The sequence below is a fragment of the Streptomyces ruber genome (assembly GCF_014648075.1).
Classification (GTDB): Bacteria; Actinomycetota; Actinomycetes; order Streptomycetales; family Streptomycetaceae; genus Streptomyces; species Streptomyces ruber.
Map to the genome: position 1 here is coordinate 37,896 of NZ_BMQK01000004.1, position 17,820 is coordinate 55,715.

Genomic DNA, 17,820 nt, shown 5'->3' on the forward strand with positions numbered 1-17,820 from the left:
GAGCCGTCAGTTCTTCCCGTACGCCTTCGCCGCGTCGGCCTCCAGCTGTCGCTGGGCGCCCGCCACGTCGCCGGGGTTGCGCAGGAAGTCCTGCAGGTCCTTCCACATGCCGATGCCCTGGGTGCCGCCGAAGGCCGCCGGGGCCTGGTCGGACATGTCGAAGCGGAAGTCGTCGCCCGCCGCGAGCAGCGCCTCGGCGATGTCCCGGGTGACGTCGTCCCGGTACGATCCCATGTCCATCTCCTTGTTGGGGGAGATGAAGCCGCCCTGCGCCGCCCAGATCTCGGCCGCGTCGGTGGAGGCGAGGAACGTCAGGAGCGCCTTCGCGCCCTCGTTGTCCTCCAGCGCCACCGCCACGTCGCCGCCGCTGACCACCGGGGAGCTGTCGCCGACGGCGGGGAACGGGAACACCTTGGCGTCCGTGCCGATCTTCGCGTCCGTGTCGGCGTTGATGTTCGCGGTCACGAAGTCGCCCTCGAAGACCATCGCCGCCGGGGCGTCACCGGAGAACGTCTGCGTGACCGACTTCGGGAACTCCGTGCCCAGCGCGCCCTTGCGGCCGCCCGCGAGGAGCTCGTCCTTGCCCCACAGCTCGCCCAGCGTGGTCAGGGCGTCCTTCACGGACGGGTCCGTCCACTTGATCTCGTGCTTGGCCAGCTGGTCGTACTTCTCCGGGCCCGCCTGCGAGAGGTAGACGTTCTCGAACCAGTCGGTGAGCGTCCAGCCGTCCGCGCCGCCGACGGAGACGGCCGGGTAGCCCGCGTCGGACACCGTCTGCGCGGTCTGCACGAACTCGTCCCAGGTCTTGGGCTCCTCGGTGATGCCGGCCGCCTCGTAGGCCTCGGTGTTGTACCAGACCAGCGACTTGTTCGCGGCCTTCACGTACGCGCCGTACTGCGTGCCGTCGACCGCGCCGAGGTCCTGCCACCCCTGGGAGAAGTTCTTCTTCAGCTGCGCCTCGGCCTCCGCGCCGATCGGCTTCAGCCAGCCGCTCTCGGCGAACTGGCGCAACACGCCGACCTGCGGCAGGAACGCGACGTCCGGCGGCTGGCCGCCCTGGATCTTGGTACCGAGGAAGGTCGAGGTGTTGTTCCCGGTCGGCACGAAGGCGACCTCCGCGCCCGTGCGCTTCTCGAACTCGTCGAGGACCTTGGTGAAGTTCTCCTGCTCCGCGCCCGTCCAGACGGCCGCGACCTCGAGCTTCTGCCCGTCCAGCTTGGGCAGTTGCACGGTGACCCTGGCCTCGCCGCCGCCGCCCGAACCGGTCCCGTCGTCACCGTCGTCCCCGCCACCGCAGGCGGTGAGGGAGACGCCGAGGACTCCGGCGGCGAGTGCCGCGACGGCCCTCCCGGCTCTGGCCCTGGTGTTGTGCGAGGTGGTGCGTGGCGTGTTTCTGGGCCACTTGCGTGTACGAAGAGTGCTGCGCATCACTGCCCCGTTCTGCGTTCCGCGTTGAACGTCCGAGCGGCTGTCCCGTCGCTCTGGTCTACGCCGCGTCACCGGCAGCGGCAAGGGCGTCTGCGGCCTCCGTTCCAAGATCGTAATCGGCTCGTGACGTGGAGCGGGAGGAGGTGTGGGCGCTCGCACACGAGGTGCGCACACACGGCGCACACACACGCGCGCGGGCGCTCAGAGCAGAGAGGGCACCTCCTTGGCGGCGACGGAGCGGGCCGCGCGGTCCAGGGCGCTGGCCAGCAGCGCCAGATCCGTGGGGCCGTTGCCCAGCTCACGCACGGGGCGGCGGGCGGGGGGATCGCCCATGCGGGCCCACTCCAGGGGGACGACCGTGGGCCGGAGCGTGGCCGTACGCGGGATACGGCCGGTGACGCGGCCCGCCTGAAAGGGGATGGTGCGACCGGTGGGGTCGGTGACGGGATCGGCGCCGGGAGCGGTGGTGGGGGCGGTGGTGGGAGAGGTGACGGGAGCCGTGCCGTCCGTGACGGTCAGACGGCCGCGCCCCGCCGCCGGTTCGTCCGGGCCGGGAGCGGGGGCGTCGAGCGTGACGCGGAGGGTGGCGGCGCGGGCGAGAACCGTCTCGGCCGTACGGGCGCCGCCCGCCGTGGCGGCGACGAGGTGCACGCCGAGCCGGGCGCCCTCCCGGGCGGCGGCCTCCAGGGCGCGTACGACGGAGCCGGCGGCCGGACGGCCCGGGGCGCCCAGCGGCGGGGAGAGCAGCGTGTCCAGGTCGTCGACGATCAATACCAGGCGGGCGAGCGGCGGGCCGGGCTCCGGACGCTCCCGGCCCGCGGCGGGACGCAGGCGGATCGTGGCGGTGGACGGGGCGTCGGGCTCCGCGGCGCCGGCCGGGAGGACCGGTCCGGCCGGCGGCGCCGTCCCCGTGGACGCACCGCGCGGCGTCGCCGTGCTCGTGCCTGTGCCTGGGCCCGGGTTCGGGCTCGTGCCCGTGCCCGTGCCTGTGCTCGTGCCCGGACCCGCGGCCCTGCCCGGCCCTCTGCCGGTGGCCGCGCGCTGGCCGACGAGACGGTCGGACACCTCGCGGTTCGTGTGCCACTCCACGAAGTCGAGACGGCCGAGCAGCTCGGCACGGCGCTTGAGCTCGGCGCTCAGGGACTGGGCGAACTCCCGCATACGGACCGGGTCGGTGGCCGTGAGGTGGGTGCCCACGTGGGGGAGGTCGGTGCAGGCGCCCAGCCCGTCGCCGGGGAGCCGGCCGGTGCCGTCCCGGCCGTCCACCAGGGTGATGCCGAGCCGGCCGGGGCGCTCGGCGGCGGCGAGCGAGGCGGCGACGGAGCGCAGCAGCTCCGTACGGCCGCTGCCGGGCGGGCCTTCGATCAGCAGATGCGGGCCGTCGGCGACGAGGTCCGCGCAGACGGGACCGCGCGGGCCGGCGCCGAGCACGGCCCGGGCCCGCCCGCCGACGGCCGAGGCGTCGTCGGCCGCGTCGGCCCAGCGGGCCAGCAGGGACGCCGGGGTGGCCCGGGCCAGCCCCAGCTCGTCCAGCAGACGCGCGGACTGGGGCAACGGGGCCGACACGCGCGCGTGCCGCTCGCCCACGGCGCCGCCCGCCCGCAGCGGTGCCAGTGCCCGCGCGAACCGTTCGGCCCACTCCGCCGAGACCGCGTCGACGGCGGCGACGGTGCCGGGGGTGACCGGGCCGGACGTGCCCGGAGCACCCGCAGAGCCCGGAGCACCTGGAGCACCCGCGGAGCCCCGAGCACCCGGAGCACCCGCAGAGCCCCGAGCGTCCGGCCTGCCGGTGCGGGCGTGTCCGGGGGCGTCGGCGGGCGGGCGGGCCGTCAGGCCGACGTGCGTGGGGCTCGTGCGCCCGGTGTCCGTCCGGGGCACGGACCGGGGCCGGGGGACGGCGGTGGAACCGCTCCCGGGATCGGGCCGGTCACGGTCCGCTCGGGGTGCGCGGAGCTCGCGGTCCTCGCGGTCCTCGTGGCGCTCGTGGCGCTCGTGCGGGGCGCGTCGGTCGCGCGGATCGCGGTGGTCGCCGCCCGGCCGGGTGGGGTTCGTCGAGCCGGCCGGCCCGTGGGCGGCGGTCCGCGCGGGCGCCTGGCCGTCGGCGTCCGCGGCGCGCGCGTGGCCGTCGGGCCCGGTGTGCCGGGGCGCCGCCGCCGCGCTCGTGTCCCGCGCCGTGGGCCGGGCCGGGGGGACCCGCATCAGCCGCAGGGCCGTGGCGACGTCCCCGCTGAGCAGCGCCACGGCCCCGCACGCGCGGAACACCGGCGAGGCCGCGCACGCGGCCTCGTACGTCTCCGTCACCGGCGACGCGGGCGACGCGGCGTCCGTCTCGGCGAGGCAGATCACGTGGATGCCCGCCACGGGACCGTCCAGCGCCAGCCGCGCGACGGCCTCCCGGACATCGGCGCCACCGGGGTCCCCGTCCACCAGCACCACGGTGTACGGCCCGGCGGACGCGGGCGTGACAGCACCGCGGGCACCGGGCGCCCCCTCCTGGTGCGTGCCGTCGGCGGGACCCGTGTCGGCGAGGTGGTCCTCCAGGCGCCGCAGGAGCTCGTCCGTGCGGGCCGTGGCCTGCTCGTGGTCGTACGCCAGCAGGAGACGGCAGTCCTGGCCGTGACCGGGGCGGACGTGGGGGAGCCAGCCGAACCAGGCCCACTCGGCCGTGCGCTCGTCCACGGGACGCGACCGGTCCGCGCTGATCAGTACCAGTTCCAGGGTGTCGGGGGAGTGCAGCGCGGCGAGCTGCGCGACGACCGCGCGGGCCAGACCCGTCAGCCGCGCGCGCGGACCGGCGAGTCCCAGGGCGCCGACCTCGCGCAGCCCGGTCGTCACCGGCACCGCGGGCAGCACCCCCGTGCCGTCGGGTGCCGTGCGGTCGGCCGTGCCGAGCCGTACCGTCAGCAGCTCCGGGTGGCCGGGCGTCCGCTCCCAGAGCCGGGGGCCCGGGCCGAGCGCCGTGAGCAGCAGGGCCGCCGGGTCCGGCCAGGTCTCGGGGGCTCCCGCGGAGACCGGGGGGCGCGGGGCGAGGTCTTCGGCCGCGTCGTCCACGTCGTCCACGTCGTACGGATCGCGGTCGTCGGCCGTCCGGTCGCCGCGCCCGCCGGTCAGCCGCCGAGCCCAGGCGGTGAACCCGCCGCGCCTGCGGGGCTCACGGGGGGCGTCGGTGCCCCGCAGGGGCGTGCCCTTCCGGGTGCCGCCCGGGCCGGGGACGCCGCCCTCGGTCCCGTACCCGCCACCGGTGCCGCCGGGAGCCGCCGAGCCGGTGCCGCCGTCGGTGCCCGTACGCCCCTTCCCGCCGGCCTCCGGCGTGCTGCCTCCGCTGCCGCTCCGGGGCGCGCTTCGGCCCGGTACGACGGCCCCGTGCCCGGTCGCGTGCCCGCACGCGCCGGTGGCGGCCCCGGGAGCCGGAGCCGGGGCACCGGAGGCCGTGCGCGCCCCGCTGCCGCCCCCGGCGGCGTGCCCGTCGTCGCCCTCCGCGCGCGCGTGGGGCACCGCACCCGTCGTCGCCGCGGAACCGCCCGCGCCACCCTGACCCGGGACACCCGCCCCCGCCGCCACCGAGCCGGTGGCTGCCCGGGTGCCCCCGTCCGAAGCGGGCGCCGTTCCGGCCTGTGCGGGCAGCCGCGGCGACACCTTCGGCTCTTTCGGCTCGGCCGTCACCCCCACCGACGAACCGCGGGCGTCGGGAACGTCCTCCCCCTCACAGGAGCCACCTCGCGGCACCACCCGCACGTGTCCTTCGCCGTCGGGCGTCGTGTCCAGCACGCGCGCGGCCCCGGGCGGCGCCAGCCGGAGCGCGGACTCGCCGATCCGCAGCAGTGACCCCGCCGGGAAGCGCACCGGCCGGTCGTCCACGCGCGTGCCGTCGAGCTCGGTGCCGTTGGTGGAGCCGTTGTCGGCGACCCAGACGCGGCCGTCGTCGACGACGATCACCGTGCAGTGGAAGCGGGACACGTCCGGATCGTCGAGGGGGACGTCGGCGTCGGCGGAGCGGCCGACGTCGATCCTGCCGCCGTGCAGGAAATGCACGCCGCCCGCGTCCGGGCCGGCCACCACGTGCAGCCGGGGCGCGGACTCGTCCACCTCGGGGCCCGGCTCGGCGGGCGCGCCCAGGGACAGCACGGCGCCGTCGGTCAGCGGCGGTTCGCCGAGGGTGCAGCGCTGTGCGTCCAGCCGCTCCGCTCCCGCGTAGAGCACGACCGGCCCCGTCCCGGACTCGCGGCCCCTCTCGGGCGGTACGGCGCCCGCTCCTCCCCCGACCGCCGCCGCGAGGCCCGGAGCCACCGCGGCCAGCGCGGTCCCCGACGGTGCCGTCACCAGGACATCGCAGGCCGTGGTGTGCCCCCGCGCCTCCGAGGGCTGCCCCAGCGGGTCTACGACGGTCAGCCGGATCTGCATCGCCGTCAGCGGTCCCTTCCGCGCGGGCGCCCGGAGACGGAGACGGGGACGAGCCTGCGCGGTCCCCACCGCAGACTTCCCCCACCGCACACGGGCACGTCGGCCAGTATCAGTAGGCATCCTCGCACCTGCCGCTGACAACACGCCCGCCTCCCAACGGCAAGTGATCTTGATTGGTCGGCTCTGCCCGCAAAAGTGCCTGACCAGTGCGCGACAGTTGTCCGATTGGGATCGGTCGCGTCCGGATCGGGCAACCAACCGCCCGAGTCCGGCGTCTTTCCCGCGCGGAAGCCCTCGCAGGCCGTGGCCCAGGCCCTCGCGAAGGGAGCGAGCGGCGCCCGGCACCGGGCCGGGCGGCCGGATCCATGCCACGTGTACAGGGCGCGGGATCTGTAAAGAATGGCGAACGGCCATGGCGAGGCATACGTAAAGGCAGGCATCGCGCACACGGCACGCACAGGGTGTGCCCGGCCGCCCGGCCGACCCGCCCGGGCACCGGGAGCGAACCGGCCGGTCTCGTACACGGCGGCACTACAGTGGGTCGGAAACACACGTCGAACACACGCCGGAACCCCAGGGCGCCGGCGAGGACCACGGACCAGGCAAGCAAGCAGCAGGGAGCGCATGACGTGCGGCCGGTAGGGAGCAAGTACCTCCTGGAGGAGCCGCTGGGACGCGGCGCCACGGGCACGGTCTGGCGCGCCCGCCAGCGGGAGACCGCGGGCGCCGAGGCGGCGGTGGCCGGCCAGCCCGGCGAGACCGTCGCCATCAAGGTCCTCAAGGAGGAGCTGGCGAGCGATCCGGACATCGTGATGCGCTTCCTGCGCGAGCGGTCCGTGCTGCTCCGGCTCACCCACCCGAACATCGTGCGGGTGCGGGACCTGGTGGTCGAGGGCGAGCTGCTGGCCCTGGTCATGGACCTGGTCGACGGCCCGGACCTGCACCGCTACCTGCGGGAGAACGGTCCGTTCACGCCCGTCGCCGCGGCCCTGCTCACCGCCCAGATCGCCGACGCCCTCGCGGCCAGCCACGCCGACGGCGTGGTGCACCGCGATCTGAAGCCCGCGAACGTCCTGCTGAAGCAGGACGGCGGCGAGATGCACCCGATGCTCACCGACTTCGGCATCGCCCGCCTCGCCGACTCCCCGGGGCTCACTCGGACCAGCGAGTTCGTCGGCACGCCCGCGTACATCGCCCCCGAGTCCGCCGAGGGCCGCCCGCAGACCTCCGCCGTCGACATCTACGGCGCCGGCATCCTGCTGTACGAGCTGGTCACCGGGCGCCCGCCGTTCTCCGGCCAGACCGCGCTCGAGGTGCTGCACCAGCACCTGAGCGCCGAGCCGCGCCGCCCGTCCACCGTCCCGGACCCGCTGTGGACGGTCATCGAGCGCTGTCTGCGCAAGAACCCGGACGACAGGCCCGGTGCCGCGAGCCTCGCGCGCGCGTTGCGGGTCGTCGCCGAGGGCGTGGGCGTGCACGCGAGCTCCGCGCAGATCGCCGCCGCCGAGGGCGTGGGCGTCCTGCTCGCGCCCGACCCGGCCCCCGCGCGGGTGCCCGGCACCCCCGGGCCGGCCGGCGCCGCCGACCCGACGCAGGTGCTGCCGCAGGGCGCGGGTGCCGACGGGGGCGCGGGCGCGTACGACCCGAACGCCGCGACCAGCGTGCTGCCGCACACCTCCGGTCCGGCGGGCGCGGCCGACCCCACGGCCGTACTGCCGCAGCACGGGGCCGCCGACCCGACCGCCGTCATGCCGCAGCACCAGCCCGGCGGACCGGACGCGCAGGGCGGTCCGGGAGGTCCGGGCGGCCCGGGGCAGGGCGACGACCCGCACCCCTGGCAGAACCAGCTCCGCGCGGCCCGCGACCGCAACGAGCAGACGCAGGTCCAGTACCTCGACCCGGGCGAGGACCCGCTGCGCCGCCGCCCCCGGCGGCAGGCCGCACGGCCCGAGCAGCAGCCGCCGCAGGGACGGCGCCCGCAGCCCCCGCAGCCCGGCCCGGGGTACGGCTACCCGCAGCAGCCGTACCAGTCCCCGCAGCCGTACCAGCCGCAGCAGCCCCAGCAGTACCCCCCGCAGCCGCAGCGGCGCCAGGTCACGCCGCAGCCCGAGCCGCAGCAGTACGCGCCGCCCGCCCCGCAGCGGCCCCGGGCACCCGCGCCCCGCCCGCCCCGCGAGCCGCGTGAACCCCGTCCGCCGCGGCAGCGCAGCGCCAACCCGATGCGCATCCCCGGGCTCGGCTGCCTGAAGGGCTGCCTGTTCACCCTCGTCATCCTGTTCGTCGCCGGCTGGCTGGTCTGGGAGCTGAGCCCGCTGCAGGAGTGGATCGGGACCGGCAAGGGGTACTGGGACCAGCTGACCACCTGGGTCGGTGACGTCTCCGACTGGATCAGCAACCTGGGGAACACCTTCTCCGGGTAGGGGGCCGGTGAGGCGACCCGCCCCTCCCGCGACCGGTGACCGGGGTTGGGGATTTGTCGACATCCGACGGGTGATTTCGGCCCGGTCGGTGAAGGCAGGGGCCTCGGCCGCGTAGTTTTGGCGACAACACGCGGCCGTAGGAGCAGTTTTGGCACGGAAGATCGGGAGCCGGTACACCGCGAACCAGATTCTGGGGCGGGGCAGCGCCGGCACGGTGTGGCTGGGCGAGGGACCGGAGGGGCCCGTCGCCGTCAAGCTGCTCCGCGAGGACCTCGCGTCCGACGAGGAACTCGTGGGGCGTTTCGTCCAGGAGCGGACGGCGCTGCTGAAGCTGGACCATCCGCACGTGGTGTCCGTACGGGACCTCGTGGTGGACGGCAACGACCTCGCGCTGGTCATGGACCTGGTCCGGGGCACCGACCTGCGCACCCGGCTGGACCGGGAGCGGCGGCTGGCGCCCGAGGCGGCGGTGGCGATCACGGCGGACGTCGCCGACGGGCTGGCCGCCGCGCACGCGTCCGGAGTGGTGCACCGGGACGTCAAGCCGGAGAACATCCTGCTCGACATGCAGGGACCGCTCGGCCCGGGCGGCGCGCACCCGGCGCTGCTGACGGACTTCGGCGTCGCGAAACTGATCGACACCCCGCGCCGCACCCGCGCGACGAAGATCATCGGAACCCCCGACTACCTGGCCCCGGAGATCGTCGAGGGCCTGCCGCCCACGGCCGCGGTGGACATCTACGCGCTGGCCACGGTGCTGTACGAGCTGCTCGCCGGGTTCACGCCCTTCGGCGGCGGACATCCGGGCGCGGTCCTGCGCCGGCACGTGACCGAGACGGTGGTCCCGCTGCCCGGCATCACGGAGGAGCTCTGGCAGCTGCTGGTGCAGTGCCTGGCCAAGGCGCCCGCGTCCCGGCTGCGCGCCTCGGAGCTGGCGACCCGGCTGCGGGAGCAGCTGCCCGCGCTGGCGGGGCTCCCGCCGCTGGACGTGGACGAGCCGGAGGCGGAGCCGGGCGGCGAGCCGCAGGAGGCGACCGCTGCGGCGCCCGCGCCCCGCGAGCGCGTACGGCGCGGCGCGGTGCCGCTGGTCCCCGGGGCCAAGCCCGACTCGAACCGGGACACGCACACCTCCATGCGGGTGCCCGCCCCGGACGAGCTGGCCGGCGGCGCCCGCGGCACGGCCAGGGCCCCCCGCACCGCCGGCGCCCCCCGGCCGGGTTCGGCCCGCAACCGCGCCGCGGCCCGCCGCAGACGGATCACCCTCGGCGCGGCGGCCGTGGTCCTCGTCGCCGCGGCCGGCATCGGCACCTGGGCGGCCGGCGCGGGCGACGACCCGGGCGGCACCCCCACGGACGGCACGGAGAGCTCGGCCCCCGGGTCCCCCTGACCCGGCGCACCGGGCCGCGGCAACGGTCCCGGACCACGGATCTGCGGTGGCGGAGAACGGCGCATCGGCACGGCGCGGGCGCCCCCGCGCACTCCCCGGCGGAGACGGCCGCGCCCGGGTCGGTTGCCACAGCCGTTAGGCTGGAGGGCGTGGCAGTCGTCGATGTTTCCGAAGAGCTCAAGTCCCTCTCCTCGACCATGGAGTCGATCGAGGCCGTCCTGGACCTCGACAGGATGAGGGCAGACATCGCCGTGCTCGAGGAGCAGGCGGCCGCGCCGTCCCTGTGGGACAACCCCGACGAGGCGCAGAAGATCACCAGCAGGCTCAGCCATCTCCAGGCGGAGGTCCGCAAGGCCGAGGCGCTGCGGGGTCGCATCGACGACCTCGGCGTGCTCTTCGAGATGGCCGAGGAGGAGGACGACCCGGACACCCGCGCCGAGGCCGAGAACGAGCTCGCGGCCGTGAAGAAGGCGCTGGACGAGATGGAGGTCCGCACCCTCCTCAGCGGCGAGTACGACTCCCGCGAGGCGCTGGTCAACATCCGCGCCGAGGCGGGCGGCGTCGACGCCGCCGACTTCGCCGAGAAGCTCCAGCGCATGTACCTGCGCTGGGCGGAGCAGCGCGGCTACAAGACCGAGGTCTACGAGACCTCGTACGCGGAGGAGGCGGGCATCAAGTCCACCACCTTCGCCGTGCAGGTCCCGTACGCCTACGGCACGCTCTCCGTCGAGCAGGGCACCCACCGTCTGGTGCGCATCTCCCCGTTCGACAACCAGGGGCGGCGCCAGACCTCCTTCGCCGGTGTCGAGGTCCTCCCCGTCGTCGAGCAGTCCGACCACGTCGAGATCGACGAGAGCGAGCTGCGCATCGACGTCTACCGGTCCTCCGGGCCCGGCGGCCAGGGCGTCAACACCACCGACTCGGCCGTGCGCATCACCCACCTCCCCACCGGCATCGTCGTCTCGTGCCAGAACGAGCGGTCGCAGATCCAGAACAAGGCGACCGCGATGAACGTCCTGCAGGCCAAGCTCCTGGAGCGGCGCCGCCAGGAGGAGCAGGCCAAGATGGACGCCCTCAAGGGCGACGGCGGCAACTCCTGGGGCAACCAGATGCGTTCGTACGTGCTGCACCCGTACCAGATGGTCAAGGACCTGCGCACCGAGTACGAGGTCGGCAACCCCGAGTCCGTGTTCAACGGCGAGATCCAGGGCTTCCTGGAGGCCGGTATTCGCTGGCGCAAGCAGCAGGAGAAGTAACCGCGGGCGGGCGCCCGGCACGGGCGTTCGCGTTTGGGGTGCTTTGTCGACATAACAACTGTCGCTCACGAGGCGGCAGTTGTCGTGTTTGCCTGCCATGTCCGGGTTTTACGTCACGCTCACATCTCCTCTCGACGGGCATATGCCTGCGAAGCAGACATTGCGCGCGCAATGTGCTTGACGGTGGCCTGAAAAGTAGGGAGGGTGACCGAGGCATGCGCTGTCTACGGGGACGCATGTGACGCGGGGGGCTTCATTCTTTCCTTGGGCTGCCTCTGACGCCGTGTCCCCGGGCGCTGCTCCACTGACGAAGAGCTACTGGGGGTAGCAAACATATGACCAGGAAGACGCGGATCCGCCTTGCGCGTGTCACCGCGGGTGCCGTGATTGCGGCCGGCGCCTCGCTGAGTGCCGCAGGCGCCGCTTCGGCCCTCGACCTCGGCATCGGTATCGAGGTCGGAGTGGGCAACAACGACTCGACGGAGCCGCCGACCACGCCCGACCCGGACCCGAGCGAGCCGGACGACGGCGTCGGCGTCCCGACGCCTCCCGTCACCGAGGAGCCGCCGGTCACCGAGGAGCCCCCGGTGACCGAGGAGCCCCCGGTCACCGAGGACCCGGTCGAACCGCCGGTGACCTCGGAGCCCCCGGCCTCCGAGGACCCGGTCGAGGAGCCCCCGGCCGGCCAGGACCCGACCACCCCGGGTACCGGCAACGGCGGCGGTGACAACGGCAACGGCAACGGCAACGGCAACGGCACCGGCGGTGGCGGCAACAACGCCGACACCAACGGCGGCGGCAGCAACGCCGTCCCGCAGAACCAGGGCACCTCCGCCCTGACCAAGACCGGCACGCAGAACACCGCCGCGCAGGGCTCCGGTGAGGAGCTCGCCGAGACGGGTGCCGCCGAGACCACGTTCCTGCTGATCGGCGCCGCCACGATGATCGCCGGCGGCATCGGCTTCCGCTTCCTGCCGCGCATCGCGGCCGGTCGCAACGCCGCTGCCTGAGACTGAGCGCGTGACGTCCTGCCGCGCAGCCGGCGCGGTGGGACGGTGAGACGGGCCGGACACGCGGCAAGGGCCTGGAGTGAGCGCTCACTCCAGGCCCTTGCCGTACGCCCTGGGCGCCCTCAGGCGCCCGTCACGGCTCCCGCGGCCGTCACGCCGTCTGGTGGGCCGCCACCAGCGCCACGGCCGCTATCAGCACGGCGAGCAGCGCGATGAGCGCCGTCGGGTTCAGTCCCGCGAAGGGGCTCTCCTGCTGCAACCGCTCACGGTTGGCCCGGCAGACCGGGCAGCGGCCCTCGCTCACGGGCGCCGCGCAGTTCGCGCACACCAACCGGTCGTACGTCATGCGCCCGCCCTCCTCGCAGTGGCCTTTCGTGCATGCACAACGCGTCGCGATCCGCGACCGTTCCTCTCCACTGTGCCAGGTTCCGCGGAATTCGGCGCGGCCCCGGAGCGACGGCCGGAAACGCTCCCGGTGAGGCGCCGCCGGGGACTCCCGGGCGCCGCAGGTCTGCCGCGGTCGCGCACGGTTTCCCCCGTGCCCCGGCCGGAGCGCCGCCTTCCGGCCAGTACAAAAGGAACAACCCTCACGAAGAAGTGACCGTCGCCTGCGCCCGTGCTCCCGGTTCGCGTATGGTCACGCTCATCTACCCCCGGCGACCCGTGGTGCATCCGTGATCCGATTCGACAACGTGTCCAAGGTCTACCCCAAGCAGAACCGTCCAGCCCTCAGGGATGTCTCCCTGGAGGTCGAGAAGGGCGAGTTCGTCTTCCTCGTGGGGTCCTCGGGCTCCGGAAAGTCCACCTTCCTGCGGCTGATCCTCCGCGAGGAGCGGTGCAGCCAGGGCCAGGTGCACGTCCTGGGCAAGGACCTCGCGCGCATCTCCAACTGGAAGGTGCCGCAGATGCGCCGCCAGTTGGGGACCGTGTTCCAGGACTTCCGCCTGCTGCCGAACAAGACCGTCGGCGAGAACGTGGCGTTCGCGCAGGAGGTGATCGGCAAGTCGCGCGGCGAGATCCGCAAGTCCGTGCCCCAGGTGCTCGACCTCGTCGGGCTCGGCGGCAAGGAGGACCGGATGCCCGGCGAGCTGTCCGGCGGTGAGCAGCAGCGCGTCGCCATCGCGCGCGCCTTCGTCAACCGGCCGAAGCTGCTGATCGCCGACGAGCCGACCGGCAACCTCGACCCGCAGACCTCCGTCGGCATCATGAAGCTGCTCGACCGGATCAACCGCACCGGTACGACCGTGGTGATGGCGACCCACGACCAGAACATCGTGGACCAGATGCGCAAGCGCGTCATCGAGCTGGAGAAGGGCCGTCTCGTCCGCGACCAGGCGCGCGGCGTCTACGGCTACCAGCACTGATCCTCACGTCCACGAAAGGCCCGAAGAAGACGCCATGCGCGCGCAGTTCGTTCTCTCGGAGATTGGTGTCGGTCTCCGCCGCAACCTGACGATGACCTTCGCGGTGATCGTCTCCGTCGGCCTCTCCCTGGCCCTGTTCGGCGGCTCGCTCCTGATGAGCGACCAGGTCAGCCAGATGAAGGGCTACTGGTACGACAAGGTCAACGTCTCGATCTACCTCTGCAACAAGAGCGACGCCGAGTCCGACCCCGCCTGTGCCAGGGGCGCCGTCACCACGGAGCAGAAGGAACAGATCAAGGCCGACCTGGAGAAGATGCCGGTCGTCGACACGGTGGCGTACGAGTCGCAGGACCAGGCGTACAAGCACTACAAGGAGCAGTTCGGCGACTCGCCGCTGGCCAGCTCCCTGACCCCGGACCAGATGCAGGAGTCGTACCGGGTCAAGCTCAAGGACCCGGAGAAGTACCAGGTCATCACGAGCGCCTTCAACGGCCGGGCCGGCGTGCAGTCGGTCCAGGACCAGAAGGGCACCCTCGACAACCTCTTCACCCTCCTCGGCTACCTCAACTGGGCCGCGCGCGGAGTGATGTTCGTCATGCTGGCCGTGGCGCTGATGCTGATCGTCAACACGGTGCGGGTCTCGGCGTTCAGCCGCCGCCGCGAGACCGGGATCATGCGGCTGGTGGGTGCCTCCGGGTTCTACATCCAGGCGCCGTTCATCATGGAGGCCGCGGTCGCCGGTCTCATCGGCGGCACCATCGCCTGCGCCTCCCTCGTACTGGGACAACAGTTCGTGATCGAGGGTGGCGTGACCCTCTCGGAGAAGCTCCCGCTGATCAACTTCGTCGGCTGGGACGCCGTCCTCACCAAGCTGCCGCTCATCCTCGCGGCGAGCTTCCTGATGCCCGCGTTGGCGGCTTCCTTCGCTCTGCGCAAGTACCTGAAGGTGTGACGCACGCCAAGAGGGCCGTACGGGCAACCGGCCGTACGGCCCTCTCCCTTGTCCTAGACTCACCGGCATGCCGGGCCGAGATATGTGCTGTCCGCCCCGCCGCGTGCGCCGCGGAGCGGCCCTGACCATCGTCTTCGCGGGCGTCCTCGCCGCGGGTGCCGCCACCGGATCGTTCGGGGCACCGGGACCCGTCGACAGCGCCGGCGCCGGCGACAGGCCGGTCAGCATCGAACACTCCGCCCCCACGGGCCACCACGAGGACGTCGCCGAGGCCGCCGCCGAGGCGCTGGCCGAGGGCAAGTCCGCCACGGAGGCCGCCGAGCGCGCCGTGAGCCGCAGCGGGGACCGCTGGGGCGCGGTGTACTCCGAGGGCGAGTACGAGGCGTTCGAGGAGGCACTGGACGGCGAGTACACGGGCGTGGGCCTGGGGGCCCGGCGCGAGCGCGACGGGCGGATCGAGGTCAGCCGGGTACGGGCGGGCTCGCCCGCGGCACGGGCGGGCATCCGCGAGGGCGACCGGCTGCGCACCGTCGACGGCAGGGACGTCGACGGCCGTCCCGTCACGGAGGTCGTCTCCCTGCTGCGCGGCGACGACCACGACGCGGCCGCGGGTACGGCCGTCACGGTGGGCCTGGAGCGGGACGCGCGCGCGTGGAGCGAGACGCTGCGCCGGGCCAGGCTCTCCACGGACCCGGTGACCGTCCGCGAGACCGCCGCGGGGGTCACCGTCGTCCGGGTCGCCGCCTTCACCAAGGGCTCGGGCGAGCTCGTACGCGCCGCCGTGGACCGGGCCCGCGCGGACACGGGGATCGTGCTCGACCTGCGCGGCAACTCCGGCGGACTGGTCGCGGAGGCCGTGACCGCCGCCTCCGCCTTCCTCGACGGCGGGCTCGTCGCCACGTACGACGTCGACGGCGACCAGCGCGCCCTGCACGCCGAGCCCGGGGCCGACATCTCCAGACCCCTGGTCGCGCTCGTCGACGGCGGCACGATGAGCGCGGCCGAACTCCTGACCGGCGCCCTGCAGGACCGTGGCCGCGCGGTCGTGGTGGGCTCCCGCACCTTCGGCAAGGGCTCGGTGCAGATGCCGGGCCGGCTCCCCGACGGCTCCGTCGCCGAGCTGACCGTCGGGCACTACCGCACTCCGTCCGGGCGAGAGGTCGACGGCCGGGGGATCACCCCCGACCTGGAGACCGACGAGGACGCCCTGCGGCGGGCGGAGACGGTGCTGAGCGGGCTGGGCGCGCCCTCGTAGTCCGGCCGGGTCCGTCCTTGGGCGCACGGCCCGCCGGTGCACGGCCCTCCGGCGTGCGGCCCTCCGGCGCGCGGTCCGCGTAAACGACTTCCCGTGCGGTGTCCCCGTGGTGCCAAAATGGCCAGCACTATGGCTAAGGAAAAAGGGCGCAAGCTGATCGCGCAGAACAAGAAGGCGCGGCACGACTACCACATCCTCGACACCTACGAGGCCGGCCTGGTCCTCACCGGGACCGAGGTGAAGTCGCTGCGCCAGGGGAGGGCCTCGCTGGCCGACGGGTTCGTGCAGCTCGACGGGCACGAGGCCTGGCTGCACAACGTGCACGTGCCGGAGTACAGCCAGGGCACCTGGACCAACCACAGCGCCCGGCGCAAGCGGAAGCTGCTGCTGCACCGCGTGGAGATCGACAAGCTGGAGTCGAAGTCGCAGGAGACGGGCCACACGATCGTGCCCCTCGCGCTGTACTTCAAGGACGGCCGGGCCAAGATCGAGATCGCGCTGGCGAAGGGCAAGAAGGAGTACGACAAGCGGCAGACGCTGCGTGAGAAGCAGGACCGGCGCGAGGCGGAGCGCGCGATCTCGGCGGTACGGCGGCGGCAGCGGGCGTGACGCCGCGGCGGCGCCGCCCGGGTCACCGGGCCGCCGGGTCACCAGGCCGCCGGGCCGCCGGGTCACCGGGCCGCCGGGGAATACGCTGGCACGGACGTGCGTTGGTCACGTACGATGGCGTCAGCACCGTGCAGGTGTGAGTCCCTCCTCGCGAGGGGCGCCGTTTGAAAAATCAACATGGGGATGATCGGTTTCGACAGCGGCTGTCGAAGCAGGGGAAGCGTGTCGAGGAAGCGGCCATGATCTCGTAAACCACAGGCCGAAAAAAATAATCGCCAACACCAAGCGCGATTCCTCCCAGCAGGCCTTCGCCCTCGCTGCCTGATCTCAGGTAGCGACCGCGAGCCTCCTATTAAGGGAGTGTCAGCCCGGGGCTGTTCCCGACCCGGATCCTGGCATCGACTAGGGAACTAAACCTCGATCCCGGTCACGGGGTGAAGAGGGAAACCAAACAGTGACTGAGCCCGTCGGAGACTTGTCCGCGTGATCTCCGGGGCCGAGAAAAACGTAGCGGACTGCACACGGAGAAGCCCTGGTTCCGCACCGTTGGACGCGGGTTCGATTCCCGCCATCTCCACGAACGCGACAGGCGGCGTGTGCCCACGGAAAGCGTGGGCCGCGTCGCCTTCGTCGTTTTCTGCGCGGCTTCGCCGTCCTCTGTGCGATCAGGGGGTTGCGCGGGGGCCTGTGGTCGTGCGGAAGGTCAGACGGGGCGGTAGCAGGGTCGTCTCCGGTACGTGGGCTCCGTTCAGCTTGCGCATCAGCAGGTCGACGGCGCCGGCGCCCGCCTCGGCGGCCGGGACGTCCACGGAGGTGACCGGCGAACGGCTGGTGGTGGCCGGTCCGGGCGGGCGGACGGCGATCAGCGACAGGTCGGCCGGCACCCGCAGCCCGAGCGCCTCGAACGCCTCGATCAGCGGCTCCACGACGGCCTCGTTGTGCACCACGACCCCGGTCAGGGCGGGCCGCTCGCGCAGCAGCCGCTCGGCCACCGCGCGGGCCGCGGCGGGCGACGCCGGGCAGGGCCGTACGGCGGACGACAGCCCATGGCGGTCGGCGGTCGCGGTGAAGCCCCGCACCATCCGCTGCGCGGCCCCGGTCCCGCGCAGATACGCCTCCGGCGGCGCCCCCACGAGCGCGACCACGCGGTGCCCGAGCCCCACCAGATGCTCGACGCACAGCTCACCCGCCGCGCCGTGATCCAGGTCGACGCAGGTCAGCCCGGTGGGGTCGGCAGGGGACCCGACCAGTACGGACGGCCGGCCGTGGCGCCGCAGCAGGGACAGCAGGGGAGCCCGGGCGTCCCGCGCCTGCCCGCCCGTCACGATGAGCGCGTCCGCGGGCGTGCTCTCCACCACCTGCCGCAGCGCCTCCTCGCCCTCCTCCCGTACGACCAGCAGCACGTCGTGGTCGTGCCCGCGGGCGGCGGTCACCGCGGCCAGGGCGTACTCCATCGCGGCGGGCGCGGGGACACCGGCCCGCAACGGCGTCACCAGCGCCAGCACGTTCGATCCGCGGCGGCCCGCCCCGCCCAGGCCGAGGGGCGGCCGGTAGCCCAGGGCGCGGATGGACTCCTCCACGCGCCGCCGGGTCGCCGCGGAGATCGGGCGTTTGCCGCTGAGCGCGTACGAGACGGTGCTCGGGGCGACCCCGGCGTGCCGTGCCACATCGGTGATCTTCACCATCACAGGGATCCCGCTTCCGGTTCCGTCGACGGGCGTACGGGCTCAAGGGCGAA

General features: G+C 73.8%; 12 protein-coding genes and 1 other RNA gene. 9 read left to right on the forward strand and 4 right to left on the reverse strand.

Features of this window, described 5'->3' with window-relative positions:
* Positions 1-6: 6 nt before the first annotated feature.
* Both IEZ04_RS11540 and IEZ04_RS11545 read right to left on the reverse strand, forming a co-directional pair.
* Complete coding sequence (locus IEZ04_RS11540) at positions 7-1,428, reverse strand: ABC transporter substrate-binding protein (RefSeq protein WP_189216700.1); 1,422 nt, start codon at positions 1,426-1,428, stop codon at positions 7-9.
* Positions 1,429-1,629: 201 nt separating this feature from the next.
* Positions 1,630-5,829: an FHA domain-containing protein gene (locus IEZ04_RS11545; protein WP_189216701.1), complete on the reverse strand. Its 4,200-nt coding sequence runs from the start codon at positions 5,827-5,829 to the stop codon at positions 1,630-1,632.
* A gap of 629 nt (positions 5,830-6,458) precedes the next feature.
* Between IEZ04_RS11545 and IEZ04_RS11550 the strand changes: the two genes are divergently transcribed.
* The 4 genes from IEZ04_RS11550 to IEZ04_RS11565 all read left to right on the forward strand — a co-directional run bounded on the left by IEZ04_RS11550 (position 6,459) and on the right by IEZ04_RS11565 (position 11,902).
* Positions 6,459-8,249: a serine/threonine-protein kinase gene (locus IEZ04_RS11550; protein WP_189216702.1), complete on the forward strand. Its 1,791-nt coding sequence runs from the start codon at positions 6,459-6,461 to the stop codon at positions 8,247-8,249.
* Between the two features lie 148 nt (positions 8,250-8,397).
* Entirely contained in the window at positions 8,398-9,636 is a 1,239-nt protein-coding gene (locus IEZ04_RS11555; protein ID WP_189216703.1) for a serine/threonine-protein kinase, read from the forward strand.
* A 149-nt stretch (positions 9,637-9,785) separates the two neighbouring features.
* Positions 9,786-10,892 (forward strand): peptide chain release factor 2, encoded by a 1,107-nt coding sequence (prfB, locus tag IEZ04_RS11560; RefSeq protein ID WP_189216704.1) that lies wholly within the window; start codon positions 9,786-9,788, stop codon positions 10,890-10,892.
* 335 nt (positions 10,893-11,227) lie between these two features.
* Positions 11,228-11,902: a hypothetical protein gene (locus IEZ04_RS11565; RefSeq protein ID WP_189216705.1), complete on the forward strand. Its 675-nt coding sequence runs from the start codon at positions 11,228-11,230 to the stop codon at positions 11,900-11,902.
* A gap of 151 nt (positions 11,903-12,053) precedes the next feature.
* Here the strand turns inward: IEZ04_RS11565 and IEZ04_RS11570 are convergent, their stop codons facing one another.
* Positions 12,054-12,248 carry a hypothetical protein gene (locus tag IEZ04_RS11570; protein ID WP_189216706.1) on the reverse strand — a complete coding sequence of 65 codons (195 nt, stop codon included), beginning with the start codon at positions 12,246-12,248 and terminating at the stop codon, positions 12,054-12,056.
* A 328-nt stretch (positions 12,249-12,576) separates the two neighbouring features.
* Between IEZ04_RS11570 and ftsE the strand changes: the two genes are divergently transcribed.
* The 5 genes from ftsE to ssrA all read left to right on the forward strand — a co-directional run bounded on the left by ftsE (position 12,577) and on the right by ssrA (position 16,662).
* Positions 12,577-13,266, forward strand: a complete 690-nt coding sequence (gene ftsE / locus IEZ04_RS11575; protein WP_189216707.1) for a cell division ATP-binding protein FtsE — start codon at positions 12,577-12,579, stop codon at positions 13,264-13,266.
* A gap of 34 nt (positions 13,267-13,300) precedes the next feature.
* Positions 13,301-14,218: a permease-like cell division protein FtsX gene (gene ftsX, locus IEZ04_RS11580; protein ID WP_189216708.1), complete on the forward strand. Its 918-nt coding sequence runs from the start codon at positions 13,301-13,303 to the stop codon at positions 14,216-14,218.
* 67 nt (positions 14,219-14,285) lie between these two features.
* A complete protein-coding gene (locus IEZ04_RS11585; RefSeq protein WP_189216709.1) occupies positions 14,286-15,473 on the forward strand; it encodes a S41 family peptidase in 1,188 nt (395 codons plus the stop codon).
* A gap of 129 nt (positions 15,474-15,602) precedes the next feature.
* Positions 15,603-16,082, forward strand: coding sequence for an SsrA-binding protein SmpB (smpB, locus tag IEZ04_RS11590; protein WP_189216710.1), 480 nt, complete (start codon positions 15,603-15,605; stop codon positions 16,080-16,082).
* 179 nt (positions 16,083-16,261) lie between these two features.
* Positions 16,262-16,662: a transfer-messenger RNA gene (gene ssrA / locus IEZ04_RS11595) on the forward strand.
* Between the two features lie 85 nt (positions 16,663-16,747).
* Here ssrA and IEZ04_RS11600 read toward each other — a convergent pair.
* Positions 16,748-17,767: a LacI family DNA-binding transcriptional regulator gene (locus IEZ04_RS11600; RefSeq protein ID WP_189216711.1), complete on the reverse strand. Its 1,020-nt coding sequence runs from the start codon at positions 17,765-17,767 to the stop codon at positions 16,748-16,750.
* Positions 17,768-17,820 lie beyond the last annotated feature (53 nt).